We start from the raw sequence: 25,799 nt of genomic DNA, 5'->3' as shown, positions 1-25,799 counted from the left end.
CATGTCATGCAGGTCACCCCTTCCGCCGCTGACACCACATCATCCGCCCTGCAGACAGACAACCAGCAGAATCCGGACCTGCAGCTCAGCGCGCCAGGCCAGCTGCGGGTGATCAAACGCAACGGCACACTGGTGCCCTATACCGACGACAAGATCCGCATCGCCATGACCAAAGCGTTTCTGGCGGTTGAAGGCAGCCAGGCGGCCGCATCTTCGCGCATTCGCGCCACTGTCGACGAACTCACCGACGTCATCAGCGCAATCTTCAAGCGTCGCCTGCCCTCCGGCGGCACTCTGCATATCGAAGAGATCCAGGATCAGGTCGAACTGGCCCTGATGCGTTCGGGCGAACAGAAAATTGCCCGTGCCTACGTCCTCTACCGTGAAGAGCACGCCCGCCAGCGCCAGGCGCGCCAGAGCACCGGCGAAGCACACCCAAGCATTCGCATCACCCTGCCTGACGGCAGCCGCGAGCCGCTGGACCTCGGCCGTTTGCGTACCGTCATCGCCGAGGCCTGCGAGGGCCTGCCGGAAGTCGACGCCAACCACATCGAACAGGAAACCCTGAAGAACCTGTACGACGGTGTGACCCAGATCGACGTCAACACCGCGTTGGTAATGACCTCCCGCACCCTGGTCGAGCGTGAGCCGAGCTACAGTCAGGTCACCGCCCGCCTGCTGCTCGACAACCTGCGTGCCGAAGCCCTGAGTCACCTCGAAATTGCGCCCAGCGCGACCCATGGCGAAATGGCCGAGCTGTACGCCAAGACACTGCCTGCCTACGTCAAGGCCGGTATCGGGTACGAACTGCTGGACGCCAAGCTGGCGGAGTACGACCTGGAGCAACTGGGCGCGGCGATTGACCACAACCGCGACCAGCTGTTCGGCTACCTCGGCCTGCAAACCCTGTACGATCGCTACTTCCTGCACCGCGACGGCACCCGCATCGAACTGCCGCAGATCTTCTTCATGCGCGTGGCCATGGGCCTGGCCATCGAGGAGCCGCAGAAGAACGAGCGCGCCATCGAGTTCTACAACCTGCTGTCCAGCTTCGACTACATGGCCTCCACGCCGACCCTGTTTAACGCCGGCACCCTGCGTCCGCAGCTGTCGTCGTGCTACCTCACCACCGTGCCAGACGAGCTGTCCGGCATCTACAAGGCCATCCACGACAACGCCATGCTGTCCAAGTTTGCCGGCGGCCTGGGTAACGACTGGACGCCGGTCCGCGCGATGGGCGCCTACATCAAGGGCACCAACGGCAAGAGCCAGGGCGTCGTGCCCTTCCTCAAAGTGGTCAATGACACCGCCGTTGCGGTCAACCAGGGCGGCAAGCGCAAGGGCGCGGTCTGCGGCTATCTGGAAACCTGGCACCTGGATATCGAGGAATTCCTCGAACTACGCAAGAACACCGGTGACGACCGCCGCCGTACCCATGACATGAACACCGCGAACTGGATTCCGGACCTGTTCATGAAGCGCGTGTTCGAAGACGGCCAGTGGACCCTGTTCTCGCCCTCCGACGTGCCGGACCTGCACGACCTGACCGGCAAGGCCTTCGAAGAGCGCTACGAGTACTACGAAGCGCTGACCGAGTACGGCAAGCTGAAACTGCACAAGAAAGTGCGCGCAGCCGACCTGTGGCGCAAGATGCTCAGCATGCTGTTCGAAACCGGCCACCCGTGGCTGACCTTCAAGGACGCCTGCAACCTGCGCAGCCCGCAGCAGCACGCGGGTGTAGTTCACAGCTCCAACCTGTGCACCGAGATCACCCTGAACACCAGCGAAGATGAAATCGCCGTCTGTAACCTGGGCTCGGTCAACCTGGTCAATCACATCAAAGATGGCAAGCTGGACACCGCCAAGCTGGAGCGCACCGTGCGCACTGCGGTACGCATGCTCGATAACGTCATCGACATCAACTACTACTCGGTACCGCAGGCCCGCAACTCTAACCTCAAGCACCGCCCGGTTGGTCTGGGTCTCATGGGCTTCCAGGATGCGCTCTACCTGCAGCACATCGCCTACGGCTCCAACGAAGCCGTCGCCTTTGCCGACCAGTCGATGGAAGCCATCAGCTACTTCGCCATCCAGGCCTCCTGCGATCTGGCCGACGAGCGCGGCAGCTACTCCAGCTTCGACGGCTCGCTGTGGTCTCAGGGCATCCTGCCCTACGACTCACTCGATATTCTGGCCGAGCAACGTGGTGCCAAGTACATAGACGTGGACCGCAGCGTTACCCTGGACTGGGAGCCGGTGCGCGAGCGCGTCAAGAAAGGCATTCGCAACTCCAACATCATGGCCATCGCGCCGACCGCGACCATCGCAAACATCACCGGCGTGTCGCAGTCGATCGAGCCGACGTATCAGAACCTGTACGTCAAATCGAACCTGTCGGGCGAATTCACCGTGATCAACCCGTACCTGGTGCGTGACCTCAAGGCACGCGGCATGTGGGATGCGGTCATGGTCAACGACCTCAAGTACTACGACGGTTCCGTGCAACAGATCGACCGTATCCCGGACGATATCAAGGCGATGTACGCCACCGCCTTCGAGGTAGAAACCAAATGGATCGTTGAAGCCGCCAGCCGCCGTCAGAAGTGGATCGATCAGGCTCAGTCGCTGAACCTGTACATCGCTGGTGCCAGCGGCAAGAAGCTGGACGTGACCTACCGCATGGCTTGGTTCCGTGGTCTGAAAACCACCTACTACCTCCGTGCCCTGGCCGCCACCAGCACCGAGAAGTCCACCGTCAACACCGGCAAGCTGAACGCCGTATCCAGCGGCGCCGACAGCGCCCAAAGCGCAGCGCCTGCTGGCCCAGCGCCGGTGCCGCAGGCGTGCTCCATTGATGACCCGGACTGCGAGGCGTGTCAGTAAGCGCACCTATCTGAGCGGCGCCCGCGTTGTTGCCGTGCCAGCCGAACCCGGTCACGTACTCCAGTACGCTCCCGAGTCCGGCCGGCCCGGCGCCTAGCGCTCACTCGCTCAGCTACGTGCTTAAGCCGAGAACCGATAACAACTAGAGTCACCCCGCCCCTCGCGTCATTCCCGCGAAAGCGGGAATCCAGAAAAACCCAAGCGCCGCGCCGAGGCCAAACTTTACGACTCTGGGCGCCACTACACAGAACCACTTGCCGCTTGAAGCTTATCGCTTGCGGCTGTCGACCAAAGGGAGACACACCATGCTCAGCTGGGACGATTTCGACACCGAAGACACCACCACCGCACCGGCCACCAAAGCCGCGCCCAAACCGACCGCACCGGTTGCCGACAGCCCGGTGATAGAGAACATCGCCGAAGGTTCAGTAGAAGACGCGCGTCAGATCAGCGCCGATGACTCCGATGCCATCGCCCGCGCCAAGGCAGCGCTCGACGAACTGGACGTTCAGGAAGGCCTGGATGATCTGGAAGGCGCAGCCGCCCGCGTTCAAGTTGGCGACAAGCAGATGATCAATGCCCGCGCCGACCTCAACCAGCTGGTGCCCTTCAAGTATGACTGGGCCTGGCAGAAGTACCTCGACGGCTGCGCCAACCACTGGATGCCGCAAGAGGTCAACATGACCGCCGACATCGCCCTGTGGAAAAGCGCTGACGGTCTGACCGAAGACGAGCGCCGCATCGTCAAGCGCAACCTGGGCTTCTTCTCCACCGCCGACAGCCTGGTCGCCAACAACCTGGTACTGGCCGTGTACCGCTTGATCACCAACCCCGAATGCCGTCAGTACATTCTGCGTCAGGCCTTCGAAGAGGCGATCCACACCCATGCCTATCAGTACTGCATCGAGTCACTGGGCATGGATGAAGGCGAAATCTTCAACATGTACCACGAGATCCCGAGCGTCGCGAAAAAGGCCTCCTGGGGCCTCAAATACACCCGTTCAATCTCCGATCCAACCTTCAACACCGGCACCCCTGAAACCGACCGCCAGTTCCTGCGCAACCTGATTGCCTACTACTGCGTACTGGAAGGCGTGTTCTTCTACTGCGGCTTCACCCAGATCCTGTCCATGGGTCGCCGCAACAAGATGACCGGCACCGCCGAGCAGTTCCAGTACATCCTGCGTGACGAATCCATGCACCTGAACTTCGGCATCGACGTGATCAACCAGATCAAGATCGAAAACCCGCACCTGTGGGACGACGCCATGAAGGATGAAGCGACCCAGATGATCCTCCAGGGCACCCAGCTGGAAATCGAATACGCCCGCGACACCATGCCCCGCGGCGTACTGGGCATGAACGCCGCGATGATGGAGGACTACCTCAAATTCATCGCCAACCGCCGCCTGACTCAGATCGGTCTGAAGGAACAGTACCCGGGCACCACCAACCCGTTCCCGTGGATGAGCGAGATCATGGACCTGAAGAAAGAGAAAAACTTCTTCGAAACTCGCGTGATCGAGTATCAGACTGGCGGGGCATTGAGCTGGGATTGATCCTTCAGCGAAAAAAGCCCGGCAATGCCGGGCTTTTTTATTGAGTACCAGATCCACGCAACATTGGGTCTGGCGGCCCTGAAAAAACTTAGCCTATCAACCTTCGAACCAAACGCCATGACGCGAGGAGCAGCGTCGCCACGAAGCCCAATATGAAGTACAAAAAGTGTGCTCCCAGGAAAACAAGGTCTGAGCCTTCATGATTCAGTTGACTGGTCGGCTCAATGCCCAATACGACTTCCAGCAGCACCAACATACCAAGAGCAACGAGCAAACCTGTCTGTAGCCGCTGGAACGATGAAGCTAGCATGACGGCCAGCATCGGCAGAAAAGCGATCAAGGCAAACACCGCGTCCATAGCAGACACACTTTCCGGATACCGTGGGTCACCCGCCGCACAAACAACAAAAAGCGGTGAGCACAGCACCATGGACGCCAGAGTGAATATGACCGCTCTACCCTCCTCTAAAAGCCCTTTTTCCATACTATCTTCCTTGATATTCAAAACTCGTTCACCGCTGAACATGACCGACTAACGCGACATATGTCAGCCCCGCCCTCCACCAAGAGACCTGATACCGCTGTCAGTGTTCCCCTGTCCGCGCTCGCTTCACCCCCACCACCAGCACATTCCCCGACACTCCTCCCCAGGCCGAGAGCCGCTGGTAGTCATGTTCCAGCACCTGCACCTCAAAATACGGCTCCAGTAACTCGATCAACTGAGCAAAGGTCACGGCGACCATCGGGTGTTCGTCCTTCCAGAGCTGGATACCACCGCCGTCGGTACGTTCGATACGTAGACGTAAACGCTGCTGCTCACCTTCGCCTGAGTAGTACCAGCCAGAGCTGAAGCGAAACTCGGCGCCGTCCTGATGGGCGGTGTGCGAGACGAAGGAGCTGTTGTCGATCTGGCTCTTGTCCACCGCGTTAAAGCAAAACACCCCGCCATCGACTAGTGCAGCATGGACACTGGCGATACACGTGCGCAGCCGGTCGACGCTGCCGCTGTAGTGGATGGAGTAAAGAAAACAGGTCACCAGATCAAGCGGCTGATCAGCCTGAAAACCACACATATCCTGTAGCGAGAACGACGCCTCAGGGCAGCGCTGATGCGCTAGATCCAGCATCGGCTGGTTGATATCCAGCCCACTGCTCTGAAAGCCCGCGTCGAGGAAGTGGCGTACATGCGGGCCGGTGCCGCAGGCCAGATCCAGGTGGCGTTTGCCGCCATTGCCGAACAACTGATGAACACGCTGAACACACTGGCTTTGCGCCTGATAGTCGATATCCGCGCACATCAGGTCGTAGTAACCGGACAGGTCGGTATAAATGGCGTTGTGGGACATGATGACCTGAGGCGTCAGTTACGGTGGCGCATCATATATCGGCGCGGTGAAAAGTCACCGAGAATTCGACGAATGCCGGGGCGATGAGCCAGCAAACATCTTGCAGAGGTGTGGATAAAGAGGAATCGACTGCGCACTGGTGGCGCAGTCGAGGTAGTGGTTATGACAACGCGGTCATAACCGGTTCCATCACGGGGGAGGCGTACAGGCAGGCAGGCCGAGACGTTCGTCAACGGTAAACGTACATCCGTAGTCCGCATCAGCAATCGCCACCGGGTCCAGCACATCGTCGCCAGCAGGCTTGGGACCACCGTTCACCCAAGTGAGCCAATCGGTGACCGCGGCTGTGTACTCACCTGCCGAGAAGTCGCAATGACTCTGCGCTCGAATGGCACGCTGCACCAGCAGATCATCGTTGCCATTGTCGATGGCACGTTCAAGATAGAGCTGTTGATGGCGGAACGGTACGTAGAAGTCACCCAGCGTGTGCATGGTCAGCACCGGTACGTCGAAGTCACCGTTCACCATCGGAATCCAGCGCACGCCATCATCACGCAGCGGGTTGGCATTCGGGTCAGCACTGAGCCTCGGCACACTCTGGTTGAACAACTCTTCTTCTGGAGTAGGCGTAGGATCATCTGTCCAACGGTACACCCGTGTCTGGTTATCGTAGATATTGCTAGCCAGAATGCCGTTTACGGTGCCGTCGGATCCACCAGTACCCAATACCACATCATTAAAGAAGTAGTCGAAACCCTCATCGAAAATGGGACGCTCTCCACCAGTCAGGTTCCGAGCGATATCGATCAGGCGCTGCCCGTCGGCGTTCTTAGGTGAACTCCAGTCAGGAGCACCACCCTGCTTGGTGTTAAACAACGCAGTTACCATTGGGCCGGCAACGGCGATCACTTCGATGGTGCTCACCGGATAAAACGTCCCGGCAAGCTCACGGAACTGCGGATAATCGTCCTGATCATAGCCCGCGATCTGCAGCATCAACCGAGTGTAGTCACCCAGCCACTGGAACTCATTCTGTTCAGACTGACAGAACGGCGCAGCCCCTGCGTACGGAACTTGGAATTGTGTGCGCTCCAGATTTTCACGGTCTACCGCAGCAGCCGCAATATGCCCCCCCATGGAGACACCTGAAATCAGATACTGGGTAGGCGTATCCAGGCGCTCGCTGTAGTCACGCTCAACGTAATCCACAAAGTTCAACGCCAGCTTGTTGGTATCTTCAATACCTGCCCGGGCGTCGTACCAGTTAGCCGAGTAAGAGGATGCAGCCCATGCGTAGCCCGCATCGATTACGGTCTGGCGCCAGCCGTCTGGAGGCATTTGCACGGCGAGTTCTGCCCCAGTGCCTGCATAGCCGTGCGTCCACATGATCACGCCGCGACCATCCCAGTTACTCGGCACCTCGACGGCATAAATCGCTTCGCCTTGCAGAGCGTCATATTTACCGAAGTAAATCTGACTGCCTTGCAGCGCGGAAGGGAGAGTGACAGGGAGTTCTGCGGTAAATGTTCGGCTATCGTGCACACGCGTCGCTGCTCCGGGCTGGGCAGGAGATGAACTTCCACCACCGCCTCCACCACCGCCGCCACTCAAACAACCGGTCAACATGAACGTCGAAAGTGCTACGGACAGTGCTGTCCGCTGCCAATAAGCTGTTGGCAAGGTAAACCTCCAATGTTTGTTTTTATAATTTTTGGTTCCTGCGCAGCTCCTGCGCAGGCCGAGCATAATAGAGATGCAAACGAAATGGCACTTTATCATCACACCTGATACTGCCACCTGCGCCAGACCCATTATTGCCACCTGAATGGGTGCCCGCAGAGCGTCAAAATCACCCATTAGCCGCTGTCGGTGGCGCAGTTCAGATGCAGCACCCTGTCACACTGGTTAAACTACAGCCCGGCCTTAATACCCATCTATTCTGTAAGGAAACCCAGACCATGCCCCAAGACTCGCGTTTTGCCGCCATGCCCGATGCCAACGGCTACTTCGGCCCCTATGGTGGTCAGCTGGTACCGCCGGAGCTGAAGCAGGCAATGGATGATATCGACGCCGCATACGAAGAGATCCGTCAGCGCGAAGACTTTCAACAGGAGCTGGCCAGTCTGTTTGCCGATTACGTCGGTCGCCCGAGTCCGATCTTCCACGCCAAGCGGCTGTCGGAAAAGCTCGGCGGCGCGCAGATTCATCTCAAGCGTGAAGACCTGAACCACACCGGGGCGCACAAGATCAATCACTGCCTAGGTGAAGCGCTGCTGGCCAAGTTCATGGGCAAGAAGAAGGTGATCGCCGAGACTGGCGCCGGCCAGCACGGTGTGGCGCTGGCCACCGCCTGCGCGCTGGTAGGCATTCCCTGCGAGATTCACATGGGTAAGGTGGATATCGAGAAAGAACACCCGAATGTTACCAAGATGCGCATTCTCGGCTGCAAACTGGTACCGGTCACCCGCGGTGCGGCCACCCTGAAAGAGGCGGTCGACAGCGCCTTTGAGGAATACCTGAAAAACCCGACGGACTATATCTATGCCATTGGGTCGGTGGTCGGCCCGCACCCGTTCCCGAAAATGGTGCGCGACTTCCAGTCGATCATCGGCAACGAGTCACGCGAGCAGTTCCTCGCCAAGTACAACCGCCTGCCTGATCACGTTGCTGCCTGTGTTGGTGGCGGCTCCAACGCCATGGGCATGTTCACCGCCTTCCTGAACGACGAGGCCGTGCATTTGGTGGGCGTGGAGCCTGCTGGCGAGGGTCTGGACAAGGTCGGCCGCCACGCCGCCACCATGTCGGTCGGCAAGCCGGGAGAACTGCACGGCATGGCCTGTTACGTGCTGGAAGACGAGCAAGGCAACCCCTCTGCCGTGCACTCTATCGCCTCAGGCCTGGACTACCCCGGTGTTGGCCCGCAACACAGCTACCTGAAAGATATCGGTCGCGTCGACTACCAGTCGGTTACCGACCAGGAGTGTCTGGATGCCTTTATGACCCTGTCGCGTACCGAAGGCATCATTCCCGCACTGGAAAGCGCGCATGCTGTGGCCTGGGCCATGCGCGAAGCGCCGAAGCTGCCGAAGGACAGCCACATTCTGGTGAATCTGTCCGGCCGTGGTGACAAGGACGCTGACTACGTCGCGCAGAAGCTGGGGCTGTAAGCGCTAGAGAGAGGGTCTCGGTGGACACGCCTTTGGCTTCGTCCACCCTACCCGCAGCCCAGCCGTAGGGCGGACTAAGCGCAGCGTGTCCGCCAGCAGACTCACGGTCAAACGCAGTCAGGATTCACAGGGTGCACACCCCGCCCGGCACCGCCATGACCCAATCCCTTACCGCCTGAATCGTTGGCTCGTTCTTGCGATTTTCCGGGTAGACCAGATAAAACGCCTTGCCCTTGATCTCAGGCCCGAACGGCTGCACCAGGCGCCCGGCGGCCAGCTCATCCTCGATCAGTTCGCGGCTCATCAGCGCCACACCCTGCGCACCGACTGCAGCAGATACCGCGTGGGTCTCGTCCGAGAAAACCAGTCCGGCACTGACATCCAACCCTGGCACTTTCGCCAGTTTCTGCCAGCCCGCCCAATCAATCGGCCCGGAGCCAACCGATGGACTGTGGAAGTGGATCAACGGATGGTTCGGCAAGTCCGCCACGTCACGCACGCCAAGCAGTGGGCTGCAGGCAGGCACGAAGGTATTTTCCAGTAGCTTCTCGGCTACCAGTCCCGGCCAGCGACCATCGCCATAGCGAATGGCAATATCCGCCGTGACGCCGTCCAGTGCCACCGCCTCGTGCGAGGCATGAATGCGCAAGTCGATGTTCGGGTGGGTTTCGCGCAGCATGCAGACCCAGGACAGCAACCAGCGCGAGGCGATGACCGGCGTCGTGCTTAGCGTGATGGCCTGCCGCTGCGGCCTGTTGCGCAAGCGTTCAACGGCCGTACTGATGTTATCGAACGCATTCTCCAGCACATCCTTCAGCTCGCGCCCCTGGGCGGTCAGCTCCAACTTGCGCGGTTTGCGCACGAATAACGCAACGCCGAGTGACTCCTCCAGCGAGCGTACCTGATGACTGATCGCCGTGGCAGTAACCGATAGTTCTTCCGCCGCCCGCTTGGCGCTCTCATGCCGAGCCGCAGCCTCGAATGCCCGGAGCGCAGATAGCGGCGGTAATTTACGCTGCACCATAGATGAGTTCCTTTCAGCTGAACGTCAAAATATTCATCGTTTGTCGCCATCTATCCTCGACCGTAGCCTAAGTGTGTTGCCAATTTCAGATGAATTCAACTTCAGGAGAAAACACATGTCGCACATTCTTCAACTGGACGTCAGCGCCCGTCCCGGCTTCGCCGGCAAGGACTTGCACGGCTCACACAGCCGCAGTCTCAGCCACCGTTTTGTCAGCCAGTGGCTGGCACAGCGTCCGCAAGACACAACCACCTACCGTGACATCGGGCAACACCCACCCGCCTGCATCAACCACGACTTGATCGCAGCCAGCTTCACGCCCGAAGCGCAGCGCGAGCCCTGGATGCACGAGACGCTGGCAGAAAGTAACCAACTCGCTGACGAGTTGATCGCAGCCGATATTCTGGTCATTGGTGTGCCGATGTATAACTTCAGCATGCCCGCCGCGTTGAAGGCGTGGATCGATCAGGTTGTACGCCCGGGCAAGACCGTGGATATCGACACCAGCAACCCGGAAGATCCCTACACCCCGCTGCTGGCTGACCGCCCGCGCCACGCGGTCATTCTCAGCGCACGGGGCGGTGTCGGCTTTGGCCCCGGTGGCCAGATGGAAGCGCTCAACCACCTGGAGCCCGCCCTGATCACAGCCCTGGGGTTTATGGGCATCACGCAAATCCACCAGATCGCCATTGAAGGGCAGGAAATCGGCGGCGACGTGCTTGCCAGCTCGGTCGCCCAGGCCAATGCGGCGGTCGATGCGCTGGTGCAGCAACTGCAGCAGACTCCACAAGCAGAGCGGCTGGCGCAAACAGCCTAGGCGTCGCTAGTCAGCGGTTGGCTGCTGCGCCAACCGCTGCCTGAAGCAAGTCCGAGGCGGATTAGGTCTTGTAAAGAAAGGTCGCGCTCAGCAAGGCGTCCAATGACGTTGCCTTTGTTGCCGACTACGCTGACGCGCTGCAGGAGATGGCCAGCGACTGCACCTACCAGCAGATCGTCCATCGCTACCAGAAGCCCTAACCTAAGTGGATCTGATCACGCGGCAAAATCAGACAGCGCGCGCATCCTGCCATTCTGATCACTGACACCCGCCCGACCGCAGGACATGCTGTGACGCCAATGCCAACAGCGAGTGCACATGCCCCACTACCGCCGAATTCACGTTGCCGGTGCCCAGTACTTCTTCACCGTGACACTGCAAGACCGCCAAAGCGACCTGCTGGTGCGCGAGGTCACGCTATTGCGAGAGTGCGTGCGCCGCACCAAAGACCGCCTGCCATTTGATATCGATGCTTGGGTGGTGCTGCCTGACCACATGCACTGCGTTTGGACGCTGCCACCCGGTGACGCAGACTATGCTCTGCGCTGGCAGCTGATAAAGCATGGGTTTTCCAGTCGCCTACCGAAGAATGAGTCCATATCCAGTAGCCGGCAGCGCCGACGGGAGCGCGGCATTTGGCAGCGACGTTATTGGGAACACCTGATTCGTGATGAGCGCGATTATGCGCGGCACATCGATTACATCCATTACAACCCAATCAAACACGGGCATGTAACCCGGCTCGCAGACTGGCCCTACTCAAGCTTTAACCGCGCCGTTGCCGCCGGTATCTATCCGGCGGATTGGGGCGATGCACCAAGCGAGCAAGGCACCCAATTCGGCGAGTGAAGCCCAACCGTAGGGTGGTCAGCGCGCAGCGTTGGCCACCGAAAGGAGCCGCAAAATCGTTTCAGCGTCGCGTTAGCCGCGGAGCGCTAGCGTCGTGCTGGGGCGCGCGGACACGCCTGCGGCTTTGTCCGCCCTACGACGCGTAGGGTGGTCAGCGCATAGCGTTGGCCACCGAAGGGAGCCGCAAAATCGTTTGCAGCGTCGCGTTAGCCGCGGGGCCTGGCGTCGTGCTGGAGCGCGCGGACACGCCTGCGGCTTTGTCCGCCCTACGACGCGTAGGGTGGTCAGCGCATAGCGTTGGCCACCGAAGGGAGCCGCAAAATCGTTTGCAGCGTCGCGTTAGCCGCGGGGCCTGGCGTCGTGCTGGAGCGCGCGGACACGCCTGCGGCTTTGTCCGCCCTACGACGCGTAGGGTGGTCAGCGCGTAGCGTTGGCCACCGAAGGGAGCCGCAAAATCGTTTGCAGCGTCGCGTTAGCCGCGGGGCGCTAGCGTCGTGCTAGAGCGCGCGGACACGCCTAGGGCTTTTTGCGCCAGGCGGATCGAGGGCGGGAAGGTTGCAGGAGGGGTTTGACTGCGGCGGCGTCGTTGCGGACAGCACTGGCAGCCGCTTTTGCCCGCGCAGCGTGGAGTTTCTTATAGCTGTCGATCAGGCGTAGATGGCGATCCAGCCCTTCCAGCTTCATGCTGGTCAGGGTCAGGCCGTAGAAGCGCACATCACCTTCCACCGAACCGATCACCGCATCCATGCGCTCGTTACCGAACATGCGGCGGAAGTTGGGTTCAAAGTCGGCCAACGCCAACTCCTCGTCCAGCAGTACCTCCAGCACCACGTTGAGCGCCTGATAGAAAAGCCCGCGTTCGACGGTGTTGTCGTTGAACTGCAGGAAGGCTTCAACCTGTTCCTTGGCGTCCTCAAAGCGCTCCAGCGCCAGGTAGATCAGCAGCTTCAGCTCAAGAATGGTCAGCTGGCCCCAGGTGGTGTTGTCGTCGAATTCGATACCGATCAGCGTCTTGATGTCGGTGTAGCCATCCAGTTCGCTTTCTTCCAGCCGCTCGACCAGCCCCTGCAACTGCTCATCACTCAGGCTGTGCAGATTGAGAATGTCTTCGCGGAATAGCAGCGCCTTGTTGGTGTTGTCCCATATAAGGTCTTCGGCCGGGTAGATCTCGGAGTAGTCCGGCACCAGAATCCGGCAGGCGTTGGCACCCAGATCGGTGTAGGTCGCCATATAGGCTTCCTTGCCGATGTCCTTGAGGATGCCGAACAGGGTGTCCGCTTCCTGCTGGTTGGAGTTTGCGCCCTCGCTGGAGAAGTCCCACTCGACAAAGTCGTAGTCCGACTTGGCACTGAAGAAGCGCCAGGACACCACGCCGCTGGAGTCGATAAAGTGCTCGACAAAGTTGTTCGGTTCAGTCACCGCCTGGCTTTCAAAGGTCGGCTGCGGCAGATCGTTGAGACCTTCGAAGCTGCGCCCCTGCAGCAGCTCGGTGAGGCTGCGTTCCAGCGCCACCTCAAGGCTCGGATGCGCACCGAAGGAGGCAAACACACCGCCAGTGCGCGGATTCATCAGCGTCACGCACATGACCGGGAAGCGGCCGCCAAGCGAGGCGTCCTTAACCAGCACCGGGAAGCCCTGCTCTTCGAGCCCCTTGATGCCGGCAACAATGCCCGGATACTTCGCCAGCACAGAATCCGGCACATCCGGCAGCGCCAGCTCACCTTCCAGAATCTCGCGCTTGACCGCCCGCTCGAAGATCTCCGACAAACACTGCACCTGCGCCTCGGCCAGCGTGTTACCCGCGCTCATGCCGTTGCTGAGGAACAGGTTCTCGATCAGGTTGGAGGGGAAGTACACCTCCTTGCCGTCAGACTGCCGCACGAACGGCAGCGCACAGATCCCACGCTCGGTATTGCCGGAGTTGGTGTCGATCAGGTGCGAGCCGCGCAGTTCGCCTTCCGGGTTGTAGATCGCCAGACAATAGGAATCGAGCAACCCCACGGGCAGCGCGTCATTGCGTCCGACCTTGAACCAGCGCTCGTTCGGATAGTGGACGAACTCGGCATTGGCGATGTCTTCGCCCCAGAACTGGTCGTTATAGAAGAAGTTGCAGTTCAGCCGCTCGATAAACTCACCCAGCGCCGAGGCCAGCGCCGCTTCCTTGGTCGCACCCTTGCCGTTGGTGAAACACAGCGGCGACTGGGCGTCACGAATATGCAGCGACCAGACGTTGGGCACGATATTGCGCCAGGAGGCGATTTCGATTTTCATGCCCAGTCCGGCCAGGATGCCGGACATGTTGGCGATGGTCTGTTCCAGCGGCAGGTCCTTGCCGAGAATCCGCGTGCCCTCGCCATCGGTCTGCACCGGTATCAGCAAAGACTGGGCGTCGGCGTCCAGATTTTCGACCTCTTCGATGACAAAGTCCGGGCCGGTCTGCACTACCTTCTTGACCGTGCAGCGCTCAATCGAGCGCAGGATACCCAGTCGATCCTTCTCGGAAATATCAGCGGGCAACTCAACCTGAATTTTGAAGATCTGCTTGTAGCGGTCTTCCGGGTCAACGATGTTGTTCTGCGACAGGCGAATATTGTCGGTCGGGATGTTGCGGGTGTTGCAGTAGAGTTTGACAAAATACGCCGCGCACAGCGCCGACGACGCCAGAAAGTAATCAAACGGCCCCGGCGCGGAGCCATCGCCCTTGTAGCGAATCGGCTGGTCAGCCACCACCGTGAAGTCATCGAATTTGGCTTCAAGTCGGAGGTTGTCGAGAAAGTTGACCTTGATTTCCATGCGGGCACCGGCGTTTGAGGGCGAATTGACTGGCCGGCCATTATCCGGTTTTTGTCGATGATGTCATGTCCCGTCGGCTGACCGGCGCGCCCGCTTCGGTCTGAGCAGGGGGCAGGCAGTGCAGTACTCCACAGGGTCACTGGCCTGGTAGTAGAAGCAGCAGGTGCGCCGAAAGCGGATACAGCGACCATCCGGCAACTGCGTTGGCGCGCGGCGAAAGTGCTGCAGCGGATTGTAGGTTAGACCAAACAGAGCCGCTGGCGCGTCACCAAGCAGCCAGTCAAAGTCGGCCTGTACACGTGCACGCGACTGCGGATCAGCCAGGTGCCCCATGCGTTTTTCATACAGCGAGTACACCCGTGCGGCCGTGTTATCCCAGAGAATGCGCCGGGCGATACCGCTACTCTGGTGCAGGCTTTCTAGCAGCGGCGCCAGCAGGTTGGCAAACAGGCCGCGCACGACCTCTGCACGCCAAACCTCGCGAGCTGCGTCAGAAACCGGCGCGGTCAGGATGGCCTGTTCAGACACTGGCATGACAGACACCCAGCGCCTGCCATCATGCTGGTAGTCCAGCAGACAGTTATCAGGCGTCAGCTGCAATCCACGGTTGCACGCCGACATTGCATACAGGCTGGCTCCCGTGGCCAGAAAAGCAAAGCGCTTAACCAGCAGCGAGGCAGTGATCGCCGGGGTGGGTGCACCGATCACTGGCCCCAGCAGGGCCAGCAATGCGTCACAACGGCGCGGTTCGAACAGCGCGCGTGGCGGCAACGCGTCTAGATGTTCGCCTTCCTCAAGCACACGCAGCTGCAAGGGCCCATAGAGTTGAGCCCAATCCTGCGCACTGAAAGCCGCACGCCAGCTCACTGTGGCACCTGCCGCCCAAACGGCACACACATCGGCGTGCCGAAGAACGGATCGGCAATAATGCGACACTCCAGACCAAACACCTCACGCACCAGCGCCTCGTTCAATATTTGCGCTGGCGCGCCCTGCGCGTAGGCGGTGCGCCGGTGCACTGCCACCATATGATCGGCGTAACGACTGGCCAGATTCAGATCGTGCAAGACCATGATCACGGTCTTGCACTGCTCACGATTAAGCGCGCGCAACAGATCCAGAATATCGATCTGATGGGCCAGGTCGAGATAGGTGGTGGGCTCGTCCAGCAGCAGCAGGTCAGTATCCTGCGCCAGCGTCATGGCAATCCAGACGCGCTGACGCTGTCCGCCGGACAAATCATCCACCGGGCGATCCGCCAGCGTGGCCACGCCGGTCAGCGCCATAGCGCGCTCAACCTTGGCCTCATCCTCCGGTGACCATTGCTGCCACCAGCTCTGGTGAGGGTGACGCCCCAGCGCCACCAGTTGCCGCACACTGATACCTTCCGGGGCCTGCGGAGTCTGCGGCAGTATCGCCAACTCGCGGGCGACCTGTGCCGTCGGCCGCTCGCGGATATCCTGCCCGTTCAGCACCACAGCCCCGGCGCGTGGCGGCAGCAGGCGGGCCAGCGCCTTGAGCAGCGTGCTCTTGCCACAGCCATTGCTGCCGATCAACACCGATACCTTACCCGGCGGCAACTGCAACGCCAGTTGCTCAATGATCGTCTGACGTGCGTAACCCAGAGTCAGATCTCGAGTCGCCAAGGTGGCCATGTGTTGCTCCTCAATGCGTCTGACGCAGCAGTAAATAGAGAAAATAAGGCGCGCCGAGCACCGCGACAAAAATGCCGGCCGGTAAATCCAGTGGCAGAAATAACGTGCGCCCAACCAGATCGGCGAGCACGACCAGCAGGCCGCCCAGCAGCCCAGCCATGATGGCCTGCATGACAAATCCCCCACCGATCAGCCGACGGGCCATATGCGGTGCAATCAGCCCAACAAACGCCATCGCACCGCCCCAGGCGACCGCCGCACCGGCCAGCCCGACACTGACCAGCAACAGCCCGGCGCGCACCCACTGCAGGCGCACGCCAAGGCCCCGGGCGGCGTCATCGTCGAGTTGCTGCACCGGCACGGTGCGGGCCAACGGCACCAGCGGCAATAGCACCAGCAGCAGACACCAGGCCAGTGCCGCCGCCTGCTCGCCAGTGGCGCCATAGACGCTGCCAGTCAGCCAGACATAGGCCGAAAGCGTCGTGGTCAGGGGGCTGAAAACCAGTGTGAACGTGGTCAGAGCTGCCGCCAGGGCCGTTACACCCACGCCCACCAGCACCAGCCGCAGCGGGCTGACACCCTGCCGCCAGGCCAGAAGATAGACGACCAGAGCAGCCAGAATAGCGCCGAGAATCGCCGCCAGCGGAAGCCAGTCACTTCCCCATATCGGCGCCAACAAGGCCAGATAGAGCACCGCTCCGGCACTCGCACCACCGGTAATTCCCAAAAGATCCGGAGACGCCAGCGGGTTACGAACCAGACTCTGCAAGATCAGCCCGGACAGCGCCAGCGCAGCACCGACCAGGGCCGCGAGCAACAGGCGCGGCAAACGCAACTGTTGCACGATAAACACCGGCCCAGGCTCGCCCTGCCCCATCAGCAGCGCCAACGTCTGCCAGGGAGAAAACACAACCCGCCCCACTGCGATGGCGCCCAGCACCACCAACAGGACGAGCACAGTCACCAGCAGCAGGCGGCGCAATCCGGAAGGCGAGCAACGGCGCGAGAAGCGGCGCCAGCGCAGCGTCAGGCTAGCCATGCTGCTGCGCCCTGCGTACCAGTGCAATGAACAGCGGCGCTCCGCACAGCGCAGTCATCACGCCGACCGGCACCTGTTGCGGCAGAATCACCAGTCGCGCCGCCACATCCGCCAGCAGCAGCAGGCTGCCGCCGGCCAGTGCACAACCGGGCAGCAACCAGCGGTGATCGCTGCTCAGCCAACGCCGAACCATGTGCGGCACTAGTAAGCCAACAAAGCCGATGCTGCCAGCCAATGCCACAGCGCTGCCGGCCAGACAGATGATCAGGCCTGCCAGACCCAGCTGTAGCGTGCCAACGCGCTGCCCCAGCGCAACCGCGATGCTGTGTCCGGCACTGAGTACATTTACCTGAGCGGCCAGCAAACAGGCGCAGACCAGCGCCAACAACATACCCAGCAGCAGCGGCGCGGCAGTATTCAGCTCGCGTTCGGCCAGCGAGCCGGCGAGCCAGAACAGCACGGTATCCAGCCCCTGCTGATCAACCACCAGCAATGCCTGGCTAAAAGCCGAGAACAACGCCGTCAACGCAGCACCAGCCAGCACCATCCGTAGTGGGTTCAGCGCGCCCTGCCCCCGCATTCCAATCAGCCAGACCAGGGTACCGGCCAAAGCGGCACCGCCAAGCGCACACCAGAGCCACAGACGCGGATCCTGCACGCCCAGCAGCGCGACGAGCAAGATGATCGCAAAACTCGCCCCGGCATTAATGCCAAACAGTCCGGGCGAGGCCATGGGATTACGCGTCAGTGCCTGCATCAGCGCTCCGGCGACCGCCAGTCCTGCGCCCACAACAACACCTGTCAACGTACGCGTCAGGCGCGCACCTGCCACCAACTGCTGCAGCGGATCGTGAACCTGTCCCGGCCAGAGCGCCGTCAGCAGGGCTTCGGGCGGCAACCACAGCGGACCGGCCATGAGACTAAGCAGCATGCTGACAAGCAGCGCCAGCAACAGGATCGATAGCTTCAGAGTGAAGGTCACATCCCCTCCAGCACACGCAGTTGCTGCTCGATGTCGTCGAGCATCAGACTGGCGCCGAGAATGCCGCCGGACAGGCTCCATGGCACGCCGTCCACAGTCCAGACACGCCCCTGCCTAGGAGCCTGCAACTGCTGCCAAAGCGGGTGTGCCAGCAACCGCTGGTACTGTTGCTCGGCTACCGCACTGGTCCGGCGCTGGAACACCACAAACAGCGCGGCATCCACCACTGGCAGACTTTCGCGACTGGCGAGCTTCAACGAGGTGCCGCTGGCGGTGCGTGCGGTCGAGTTCCAGGCAAAGCCCAATTCGCTCAGCACCAGACCAGCGAAGCTGTCCGGCAGATAGCTGCGAATGTGGTCCTCTCTGATGTCCAGAACCGAGACGGTAAGCGGCCACTGCGGCCCAAACACCGATTGCAGACGACGCCGCAGTTGCCCGATACGCCGCTGCCAATGCGCCAGCAACTGCTGCGCCTGGGCCTCGCGCTGCAGAGCCACACCCATTGTCTGCAGGGTCTGTTTGAACTCAAAGACCTCATCGAGCATCACCAATTGCCCCATGCGCGCCAACAATGGAGCAATGCGCGCATGCCGAAAGCGCGAGGCGACAATCACATCCGGTTGCAGCAGGGCGATGTCTTCCAGGCTGGGCTGGGTCTCCAGCCCCACGTGGGCGACACCGGAGAGCGCCGGGCGCAGATAACGATAGGTCGGCCGTTCACTCCAGGAGTCAACCACAGCACAGGGCGTCACCCCCAACGCCACGGCACTGTCTGTCGCCCCCTGAAACAAGGTCACCACGCGCAGCTCGGCCGCACGCCCGGCCACCGGCAAGGGCAGCAACAGCAGTCCCAACGACAGGCGCAGCAGCCTGCGCCGGGACAGCGCGGTTTGCTCGCCCCTACTCACGCGCACCTCATTGCGTTGCGCCGCACGCGGCACAGTAGTCGCGCCCTGCCATCTCAGAAGCCCAGGGTCGCGGAGAACAGATAGGTGCGCGGGCTCGATAGGGTCAGGCCGGCGGCACTGTCGTCGGAGGCACCGGCAGAGATCCAGGAGCGATCATCCAGAACATTCTCAACGCTGGCCCGCAGGGTCACGTTCTTGCCAGCGGTCTCAAAGGCATAGCGCGCGCCCAGGTCAAAGCGTTCCCAGCCGTCGATCTTCTTGCTGTTGGCTTGATCAAGGTACTGCGAGCTGGAGTGAATACCGCGCGCGGTCAGGGTCAAACCGTGCATTGACGGCACATCCCACTCGGCGCCCAGATTGACGCTGTACTCGGGCGTAGCAGGCGCGCGATTACCATCCACCGCCGGGTCGTTGGTCGCGGTCAATTCGCTGTCGATGTACATCAATCCGCCGAGCAGACGCACACCCTCCCAGGGCTCGCCGAAGGTACTCAGCTCAATCCCGCGATTTTCACGTTTGCCGTTAGGCCCGAATACCCGGGTGACGGCGTCGGTCTCGTAAGCCGGCTGGCGGATACGGAAGGCACTCACGGTTAAGCCAAAATTACCCCGGTCGTACTTGGCACCCAGTTCCACCTGGCGGCTGACAAACGGCGGGAAGATTTGATCCTCGTTGATCGAGGTAGAGGGCGCGATCTTGCCCTGGCTCAAGCCTTCCATGTAATTGGCGTAGATCGACACCTCCGGCGCAAGCCGATACACCACGCCTACCGAAGGCGATACCTTTTCCTCGTCGTAAGCGGTGGCGCCTTTGATGTCGTTGGTCCAGTCATCCACCTTCACCCGCTGCCAGCGCGCGCCAAGGGTCACCAGCAAACGGTCATCCATGAAGCCCAGAGTGTCGGCCAGCGCCACACCGCTGAACCGGTTCTCGGTGTAGACATCGTTATCGATACGGGTGGGGACCCCTGGCACAGGCGTCGGGACCGGGTCGTACAGATTGCTGGGGGCGGTGGCGTAGCGTGCACCGCCGTTAGTGAAATCCATATAGAAATAGCTGGCAGCCAGATTCACCTCATGGCTGACGGGTCCGGTCTGCAACCAGCTGCGCAAACCGGCGGTGGCGGTGCGGACACTTTCATCACGGGTAAAGTCGCGGGGCTGAACATTGAAATCACCCGCCTCGTTGATGATCGACACATTATGACGCAGGAAGTCGTGATTGCTCTCACGCACGCCAGCCGCGCCGTAGAACAGCAGATCATCACTGATATCGTACTCGCCACTGAGCGCGGCAAAGGTATCTTCGGTGCGCGCCTTGCTCCAGGCCTGCGCGTAGTTATCATTGACCCGGTCAGCGTCCGGGATCGGCGCCGCCGCACCGATAAGAACCCGCTCCTGCGGCGCGTCTGTATCGCGCTCGGTATGACCGATATCGGCGCCCAGGCGCAGACGTTCACCACGGTAATCGAGGCCCAGCACCGCCATTTCGCGGTCGACGTGCTGATGCTCCCACTCGGTGTCACCAGACTGGCGCACACCGTTGAAGCGCACACCAAAGCGGTTGTCCTCGCCAAAACGCCGCCCTATGTCCAGCGCCCCGCCAACCTGGCTGTCGGAAGCGTAGCTGCCGGTAAACTCGGTGAGCGGTGTATCCGCCGCCCGCTTGGACACCACGTTGATGCCTCCCCCGACTGCGCCACGAGGCGAGATGCCGTTGATCAACTGACTGGGGCCCTTGATGATATCGACCCGGTCTGCCATCTCCATGTCGATCGAATAGGTCGGCAGAATGCCGTACAGGCCATTAAACGCGACATCGGTATTGAACAGACTGAAGCCACGAATAGTGAACTGCTCGAAGCGCCCGCCTGCCGGATTGGTGGAGCGTACCGAAGGATCGTTGGCAACCAGATCCAGCAGCGTGCGGGCATTCTGGTTCTGGGCGGTTTCACTGGTATAGGTCGTGGCGCTGAACGGGGTTTCCATGAAATCCCGTGAGCCGAGCATGCCCTGGGAAGTCTGCATGGTGACCTGCCCACCCGCGTAGCGCTCACCGCCGGCCAACTGCGGGCTGACACCCACCACCGTGATGGGAGCGATCTCCTGAGCCTCGCCCTGGGCGGGGGCAGGTATCAGCGTATAACCACCAGCACCGACCGGCTGGATCTGCAGCCCACTGCCCTGCAACAGGCGGGCAAAGCCCTCCTCTACGCTGTAGCTACCGGACAGGCCATCACTGCGGCGCCCCTGCATCAGCGCCGGATCAACCGATAGGCTCACACCTGCCTGACCGGCAAAGCGCGTCAGGGCTGCGCCCAGATCGCCCGCGGGCACCGCGTAACTGCGTCGTTCCAGCTGCTGCGCGTAGCTGGTAGAGATGGCCAACGGGCTGACACTCAAGCCCATCACCAGGCCCAGATGCAACAATGAACGCAGGCGCAGCGATGCGCGCTCAGTCGATACTGCAGACATAAACCAGATCCTCGTTTTTTGCTTTCTCACCGCTACTGACTGACGAGCGCAAAAAAAGGGACAGGGTTCAGGCATTTTTTTTCCTGGGCTCAAGCGATACCCAGTAGCGCGTGCGCGTCTGCACGTTCAGAGGCAGACTGGCAGCCAGCAATGCCAGCACCTGGTCGGTGTCATCCACACGGAAACTGCCGGTGACGCGCAGGCGCTCCAGAGCCGGATCCCAGCGCAATACGCCGGGTCGATAGCGACGCAACTCGCGCAGAAAATCGCCCAACGGCTGGTTGTCGGCCAGCAGCACACCGTTCCGCCAATCAGGCAGCGTAGGGTCATAGCTCGCCCAATCGGACAAGCCGGTGGCGGTCACCGACACCTGCTGGCCACCTTCCAGTAGCTCGCTCGCACCGCCCCCGGCTGCCAGTTGCACCCGTCCGCGGGCCACCGCAACACGGCAATGATCATCGTAGCGTCGCACGCAAACCTCGGCCTCGCGCAGGGTCAGTACCCCCTGCGGCAAGATGACACTCAGCGGCTCGCGGGCTGCGGCATACAGCGCAACTTCACCGCGCACCAGCATCAGCCGCCGCGCAGCCAAATCCAGATTCACCGCGCTGCCGGTATTGAGCTGTAGCTCAACCCCTTGGGTCAGCGGCATACGTTGCTGCTCTCCCGTTGCGGTGTGTACATCTGCAGTCCACGCCTGCATAGGCAGCTGCCGTCCAACCAGCCAGGCCGCTGGCAGCAACGCCCCCACACCCAACACCCGCTTGACGGCCACCCGCCGCCCCAGATCCGGCCGGTCCAGCGCGGCCAGCGACAGCGCCGATGGTAGCCCGGCGAAACGCTGGCGTAGCTGTAGTGCCCGCTGCCAGGCCTGCTCATGCTCGGAGCTGCGGTTGCGCCACTGCGCCAGGCGCGCACGATCCGCCTCACTGCAGTCCTCGGCATCCAGCAGCGCCAGCCAGCGCGCGGCGGCTCGGGTAATGTCCTTGCGGTCGGCCTGCGTCAGCCTGCTCATCACAGCTCCATCAGCAGGCAGTGCTCGTAAGCCTGAGCCATGTAGCGTTTGACAGTGCGCTCGGAGACCTCCAGCCGCGCAGCAATCTCGCGATACCCCACCCCCTCAAGCTGGCTCCAGAGAAAAGCCCGCCGCACACCCAGCGGCAAACCATCCAGTAACTCGTCCAGCGCCTGCAGGGTTTCCAGCAGCGCCCAACGCTGTTCTGGCGATGGCGTTACCTCCTGCGGCAACTGTTGCAGGGCATCCATGTAAGCCTGTTCCAGGCTGCGCCGCGCATAAAACGTATTGAGCAGGCGCTTGCCCACAGTCAGCAGATAGGCCCGCGGCTCACGAATCTCAGCCACGGTCTGCGAGCTTGTCAGTACCCGGATGAAGGTATCCTGACTCAGATCGGCTGCATCCCACGTGTTACCCAACTGGCGACGCAACCAGTTCTGCAACCAGCTATGATGATCGCGATAAAGGGTATGTAGGCTCTGCTGCTTGGCTGTCGCGGCGTCGGTCATAGGCAGTCTGGGTTGCGGGCACGAGGACAAATGAGATTGATTGTATTTAACAAATAGCATCAACTGCAATGTGTTAGTGCCTGCAACAGGCATATCTGTTGCTCAACCTGCCCGCCAGCATTGCACTGGCCGTGCGAACCCAGCACGATAGCCATACGCCTCCAAGTGCAGATACGCCATGACCACGACGCCTGCCACACGCCAACCCTGCCCTCCGGGCACCTGCGATTGCGACCGTGACACCCTCGCCGGCCAAGGGAATGCAGACCCGCGCATCCTGCGGCTGACCCTGCATGAGGAAAAGCGCCTGCTGGCCCGGCTGGAAGCCATTACCACGCTGGAAGAGCTCGAACACCTGCAACTACGCATGTACCAGCAATTGGGCATTCGTCTGGTCATCACCCCCGGCTTTGGCGAGGTGCGCAGCGTGCACGGCATCAACATCCAGTTGCTGCCCCAGCCAGGGCTTTGCCGCAAGACACGCAAGTCCGTCCCCGCCGCCATCCGCCGCGGCCTGAAAACGCACCCGGAGATTACCTTCGCGCTGCTGAACAACCAGGACTTGCTACGCGACGCCTGAGCTGTCAGCAGCGTCGACTGACGCTTAAATAGCGCCTACCCGGCACTCAGATACACCCGGCGAGCCGGAAGGAAGCGCTGAATGCGCGACTGTTGCCATGAAATCGCCATCTGGGTCTACGCTTTAACTTAGTGTTTTCGGAACGCAAGACTCAAGGAACCACCACGGTGCTAGGTGTTCAGCACCATGGCAAGAACACGAGGCGCAAAGCAATGCTCCGCAATATTCCGCTCCGGACGAAACTTCTACTCATACTGGTATTACCTGTGTTGGGCTTTCTGGCCTTTTCCAGCATCTACGTTTCAGACAAGTACCAAACGCTGCGTGAGATGAGTCTAGCCACCAAGGCCAGCGCTGAGGCACTGGAAATCAGTCAGGTGATCACCACCCTGCAACGCGAGCGCGGCGCGAGCGGCGTGTTCATCAGTAGCCGTGGCGCCGCCATGCGCGATGAGCTTGGCGCGTTTCGCGACGACAGCGATGAAGCCATTCGCCAGATGCGCTCGCGGGTTAATCAGCAAACACCACTCATGAGTGAAACATTACGCGCGCTTGAGACGCTGCCCGGTCTGCGCGACCAAGTTAACGCCTTGAGCCTTAATGGCCGTGAATCAGGGGCTCGCTATACGGCGACAATCAACCTCCTGATCGACTACACACAGGCCCTGGAAGCGAACATAAACGACCCCGAACTCCTGCGCCTACTCAGCGGGCTCAACGAATTTGTCGAAATGAAGGAACGCGCCGGCCGGGAACGTGCGCTGCTTGGCATGGCTTTCGCGCAGAACAGCTTCGATGTTGAGCTGCTGACACGCTTCAGCAAAAACCTGGGCGAGTTTGGCGTTTATCTGGATGCCTTCGAACGCCGCGCCCCGGCGGAACTGAAAACCGAACTCGAAGAGATAATGCAGCTACCTGTCTCACAGCAAGTGGCAAGCCGGCAGCGCCTTGCCGTCGAAACACCAATTGGTGAGGCCCTTGGTATGAAGCCTCAGGACTGGTTCAAACTGTCGACCGAGCGGATTGATCTGATGGGGCGGATCGAGGAGGAGCTTGGCCAGCAGGTAAATCAACTGGCAGTTCAAGACCACAAGGCCGCACTCCGAAATGTCTGGCTGGCGGTGGCAGCCCTGCTGGTGGTCATTATCGCCGTGGCGTCACTGACTTATCTGATCATTCGCAATATCAATTCAGGCGTCAGTGACCTCAATGACACCCTGATCGCACTCGCCGGGCGCGACCTCACCGCACAATCGCGTTACCAAGGCAGCGACGAGTTTGGCAAGATCGCGGCCAACCTCAACAACGTGGTACAGCACATCAGGGACGTGATCCAGGACATAGGCAGCGCCGCGACGCAGGTAGCGACAGCGGCTGAGCAAAGCTCATCTGTCGCCATGCAAACCAGCCAGAACGTCGCCCAGCAGCGCCAGGGTACTGACCAGGTTGCCACTGCTATCAACCAGATGAGCGCGACGGTACGCGATGTCGCCTGCAGCACGACAGAAGCAGCCGAAATGTCGCGGCAGGTTAACGATACAACCGCGCAAGGCAAGGCGGAGATTGTGAACACGGTCCGGCTGGTACAGGGGCTGTCCTCGCAGGCCGCCGAGACTGCCCAGCTGATTCAGGAACTGAAGAAAGAGAGCGACGCCATTTCCTCGGTCATCGACGTGATCCGTGGCGTCGCCGAGCAGACCAATCTGCTGGCGCTCAATGCCGCTATCGAAGCGGCTCGGGCAGGTGATCAGGGACGCGGTTTCGCAGTGGTCGCCGATGAGGTACGGCAACTGGCGCAAAAAACCCAAGAGTCCACTGTCAGCATTCAGCACATGATCAGTAACCTGCAAAGCGGATCTGATCGCGCAGCCAACTCCATGAGGGAAACCCTGAGCAAAGCCGAATCGGGTGCCAGTAACGTAGTCAAGGCTGGCGATTTGCTGGAAACCATCGCTGAAGGGATCGCCAGCATCAGCGATCGCAACATTCAGGTCGCGTCTGCCGCTGAGGAGCAAAGCCTCGTATCAGAAGAGATCAACCGGAATGTCAACGACATAAACGATCTGGTGATACAGGTCAGCGCAGGTGCAGAGCAGACAGCGAGCACCAGCCGTGAGCTGGCACGGCTGGCAGCTCAGCAACAGCAGCTGGTGAGCCGCTTCAAAATCGCCTGACGGGTAATCAGCACAGGTTGCATTG

Annotated in this window: 20 protein-coding genes; 7 read left to right on the top strand and 13 right to left on the bottom strand. The window is 60.8% G+C overall.

Going from position 1 to position 25,799, the window contains the following annotated elements; translation table 11 throughout:
- The first annotated feature begins 6 nt into the window (after positions 1-6).
- Both ACKPCU_RS09945 and ACKPCU_RS09940 read left to right on the top strand, forming a co-directional pair.
- The gene (locus tag ACKPCU_RS09945) at positions 7-2,883 is read left to right on the top strand and encodes a ribonucleoside-diphosphate reductase subunit alpha (protein WP_321346321.1); all 2,877 of its coding nucleotides are present in this window, start codon (positions 7-9) and stop codon (positions 2,881-2,883) included.
- A gap of 305 nt (positions 2,884-3,188) precedes the next feature.
- Positions 3,189-4,442 carry a ribonucleotide-diphosphate reductase subunit beta gene (locus ACKPCU_RS09940; protein WP_104739850.1) on the top strand — a complete coding sequence of 418 codons (1,254 nt, stop codon included), beginning with the start codon at positions 3,189-3,191 and terminating at the stop codon, positions 4,440-4,442.
- An 88-nt stretch (positions 4,443-4,530) separates the two neighbouring features.
- Here the strand turns inward: ACKPCU_RS09940 and ACKPCU_RS09935 are convergent, their stop codons facing one another.
- From ACKPCU_RS09935 to ACKPCU_RS09925, 3 genes are all read right to left on the bottom strand, one after another.
- Positions 4,531-4,926 carry a hypothetical protein gene (locus ACKPCU_RS09935; RefSeq protein ID WP_321346317.1) on the bottom strand — a complete coding sequence of 132 codons (396 nt, stop codon included), beginning with the start codon at positions 4,924-4,926 and terminating at the stop codon, positions 4,531-4,533.
- A gap of 100 nt (positions 4,927-5,026) precedes the next feature.
- Positions 5,027-5,788, bottom strand: a complete 762-nt coding sequence (locus ACKPCU_RS09930; RefSeq protein ID WP_321346315.1) for a class I SAM-dependent DNA methyltransferase — start codon at positions 5,786-5,788, stop codon at positions 5,027-5,029.
- Positions 5,789-5,977: 189 nt separating this feature from the next.
- Positions 5,978-7,600 carry an alpha/beta hydrolase gene (locus ACKPCU_RS09925; protein WP_321346313.1) on the bottom strand — a complete coding sequence of 541 codons (1,623 nt, stop codon included), beginning with the start codon at positions 7,598-7,600 and terminating at the stop codon, positions 5,978-5,980.
- Positions 7,601-7,746: 146 nt separating this feature from the next.
- Between ACKPCU_RS09925 and trpB the strand changes: the two genes are divergently transcribed.
- Positions 7,747-8,955: a tryptophan synthase subunit beta gene (trpB, locus tag ACKPCU_RS09920; protein ID WP_321346311.1), complete on the top strand. Its 1,209-nt coding sequence runs from the start codon at positions 7,747-7,749 to the stop codon at positions 8,953-8,955.
- A 124-nt stretch (positions 8,956-9,079) separates the two neighbouring features.
- Here trpB and gcvA read toward each other — a convergent pair whose 3' ends face one another.
- On the bottom strand, positions 9,080-9,979 hold the full coding sequence (gene gcvA, locus ACKPCU_RS09915) for a transcriptional regulator GcvA (protein ID WP_321346309.1): 900 nt from the start codon (positions 9,977-9,979) through the stop codon (positions 9,080-9,082).
- A 115-nt stretch (positions 9,980-10,094) separates the two neighbouring features.
- Between gcvA and ACKPCU_RS09910 the strand changes: the two genes are divergently transcribed.
- Positions 10,095-10,796: an FMN-dependent NADH-azoreductase gene (locus ACKPCU_RS09910; protein WP_321346307.1), complete on the top strand. Its 702-nt coding sequence runs from the start codon at positions 10,095-10,097 to the stop codon at positions 10,794-10,796.
- Positions 10,797-11,114: 318 nt separating this feature from the next.
- Positions 11,115-11,645: an REP-associated tyrosine transposase gene (locus tag ACKPCU_RS09905; RefSeq protein WP_321346305.1), complete on the top strand. Its 531-nt coding sequence runs from the start codon at positions 11,115-11,117 to the stop codon at positions 11,643-11,645.
- 516 nt (positions 11,646-12,161) lie between these two features.
- Here the strand turns inward: ACKPCU_RS09905 and ACKPCU_RS09900 are convergent.
- The 9 genes from ACKPCU_RS09900 to ACKPCU_RS09860 all read right to left on the bottom strand — a co-directional run bounded on the left by ACKPCU_RS09900 (position 12,162) and on the right by ACKPCU_RS09860 (position 23,020).
- Positions 12,162-14,438 carry an OsmC domain/YcaO domain-containing protein gene (locus ACKPCU_RS09900; protein ID WP_321346303.1) on the bottom strand — a complete coding sequence of 759 codons (2,277 nt, stop codon included), beginning with the start codon at positions 14,436-14,438 and terminating at the stop codon, positions 12,162-12,164.
- A gap of 63 nt (positions 14,439-14,501) precedes the next feature.
- Positions 14,502-15,305 carry an IucA/IucC family C-terminal-domain containing protein gene (locus tag ACKPCU_RS09895; protein WP_321346301.1) on the bottom strand — a complete coding sequence of 268 codons (804 nt, stop codon included), beginning with the start codon at positions 15,303-15,305 and terminating at the stop codon, positions 14,502-14,504.
- Positions 15,302-16,093, bottom strand: coding sequence for an ABC transporter ATP-binding protein (locus ACKPCU_RS09890; protein ID WP_321346299.1), 792 nt, complete (start codon positions 16,091-16,093; stop codon positions 15,302-15,304). The genes ACKPCU_RS09895 and ACKPCU_RS09890 overlap by 4 nt, the downstream gene beginning before the upstream one ends.
- Positions 16,094-16,103: 10 nt before the next feature.
- Positions 16,104-17,132: a FecCD family ABC transporter permease gene (locus ACKPCU_RS09885; protein ID WP_321346297.1), complete on the bottom strand. Its 1,029-nt coding sequence runs from the start codon at positions 17,130-17,132 to the stop codon at positions 16,104-16,106.
- Entirely contained in the window at positions 17,125-18,114 is a 990-nt protein-coding gene (locus ACKPCU_RS09880; RefSeq protein ID WP_321346296.1) for a FecCD family ABC transporter permease, read from the bottom strand. The genes ACKPCU_RS09885 and ACKPCU_RS09880 overlap by 8 nt, the downstream gene beginning before the upstream one ends.
- Entirely contained in the window at positions 18,111-19,022 is a 912-nt protein-coding gene (locus ACKPCU_RS09875) for an ABC transporter substrate-binding protein (protein WP_321346295.1), read from the bottom strand. Before ACKPCU_RS09875 ends, ACKPCU_RS09880 begins: the two co-directional genes overlap by 4 nt.
- A gap of 53 nt (positions 19,023-19,075) precedes the next feature.
- Entirely contained in the window at positions 19,076-21,496 is a 2,421-nt protein-coding gene (locus ACKPCU_RS09870) for a TonB-dependent receptor (protein ID WP_321346294.1), read from the bottom strand.
- A 67-nt stretch (positions 21,497-21,563) separates the two neighbouring features.
- Entirely contained in the window at positions 21,564-22,511 is a 948-nt protein-coding gene (locus ACKPCU_RS09865) for a DUF4880 domain-containing protein (protein WP_321346292.1), read from the bottom strand.
- Positions 22,511-23,020, bottom strand: coding sequence for a sigma-70 family RNA polymerase sigma factor (locus ACKPCU_RS09860; protein ID WP_104739674.1), 510 nt, complete (start codon positions 23,018-23,020; stop codon positions 22,511-22,513). The genes ACKPCU_RS09865 and ACKPCU_RS09860 overlap by 1 nt, the downstream gene beginning before the upstream one ends.
- A 178-nt stretch (positions 23,021-23,198) precedes the next feature.
- Between ACKPCU_RS09860 and ACKPCU_RS09855 the strand changes: the two genes are divergently transcribed.
- Positions 23,199-23,600 (top strand): hypothetical protein, encoded by a 402-nt coding sequence (locus ACKPCU_RS09855; protein ID WP_321346291.1) that lies wholly within the window; start codon positions 23,199-23,201, stop codon positions 23,598-23,600.
- A 212-nt stretch (positions 23,601-23,812) separates the two neighbouring features.
- Positions 23,813-25,774 (top strand): methyl-accepting chemotaxis protein, encoded by a 1,962-nt coding sequence (locus ACKPCU_RS09850; RefSeq protein ID WP_321346290.1) that lies wholly within the window; start codon positions 23,813-23,815, stop codon positions 25,772-25,774.
- The last annotated feature ends 25 nt before the right edge of the window (positions 25,775-25,799 follow it).

The organism is Halopseudomonas oceani (assembly GCF_963677335.1).
GTDB classification, from domain to species: domain Bacteria; phylum Pseudomonadota; class Gammaproteobacteria; order Pseudomonadales; family Pseudomonadaceae; genus Halopseudomonas; species Halopseudomonas oceani.
Note: the sequence above shows the minus strand (reverse complement) of the source record. Positions and strands in the feature narration are given on the sequence as shown.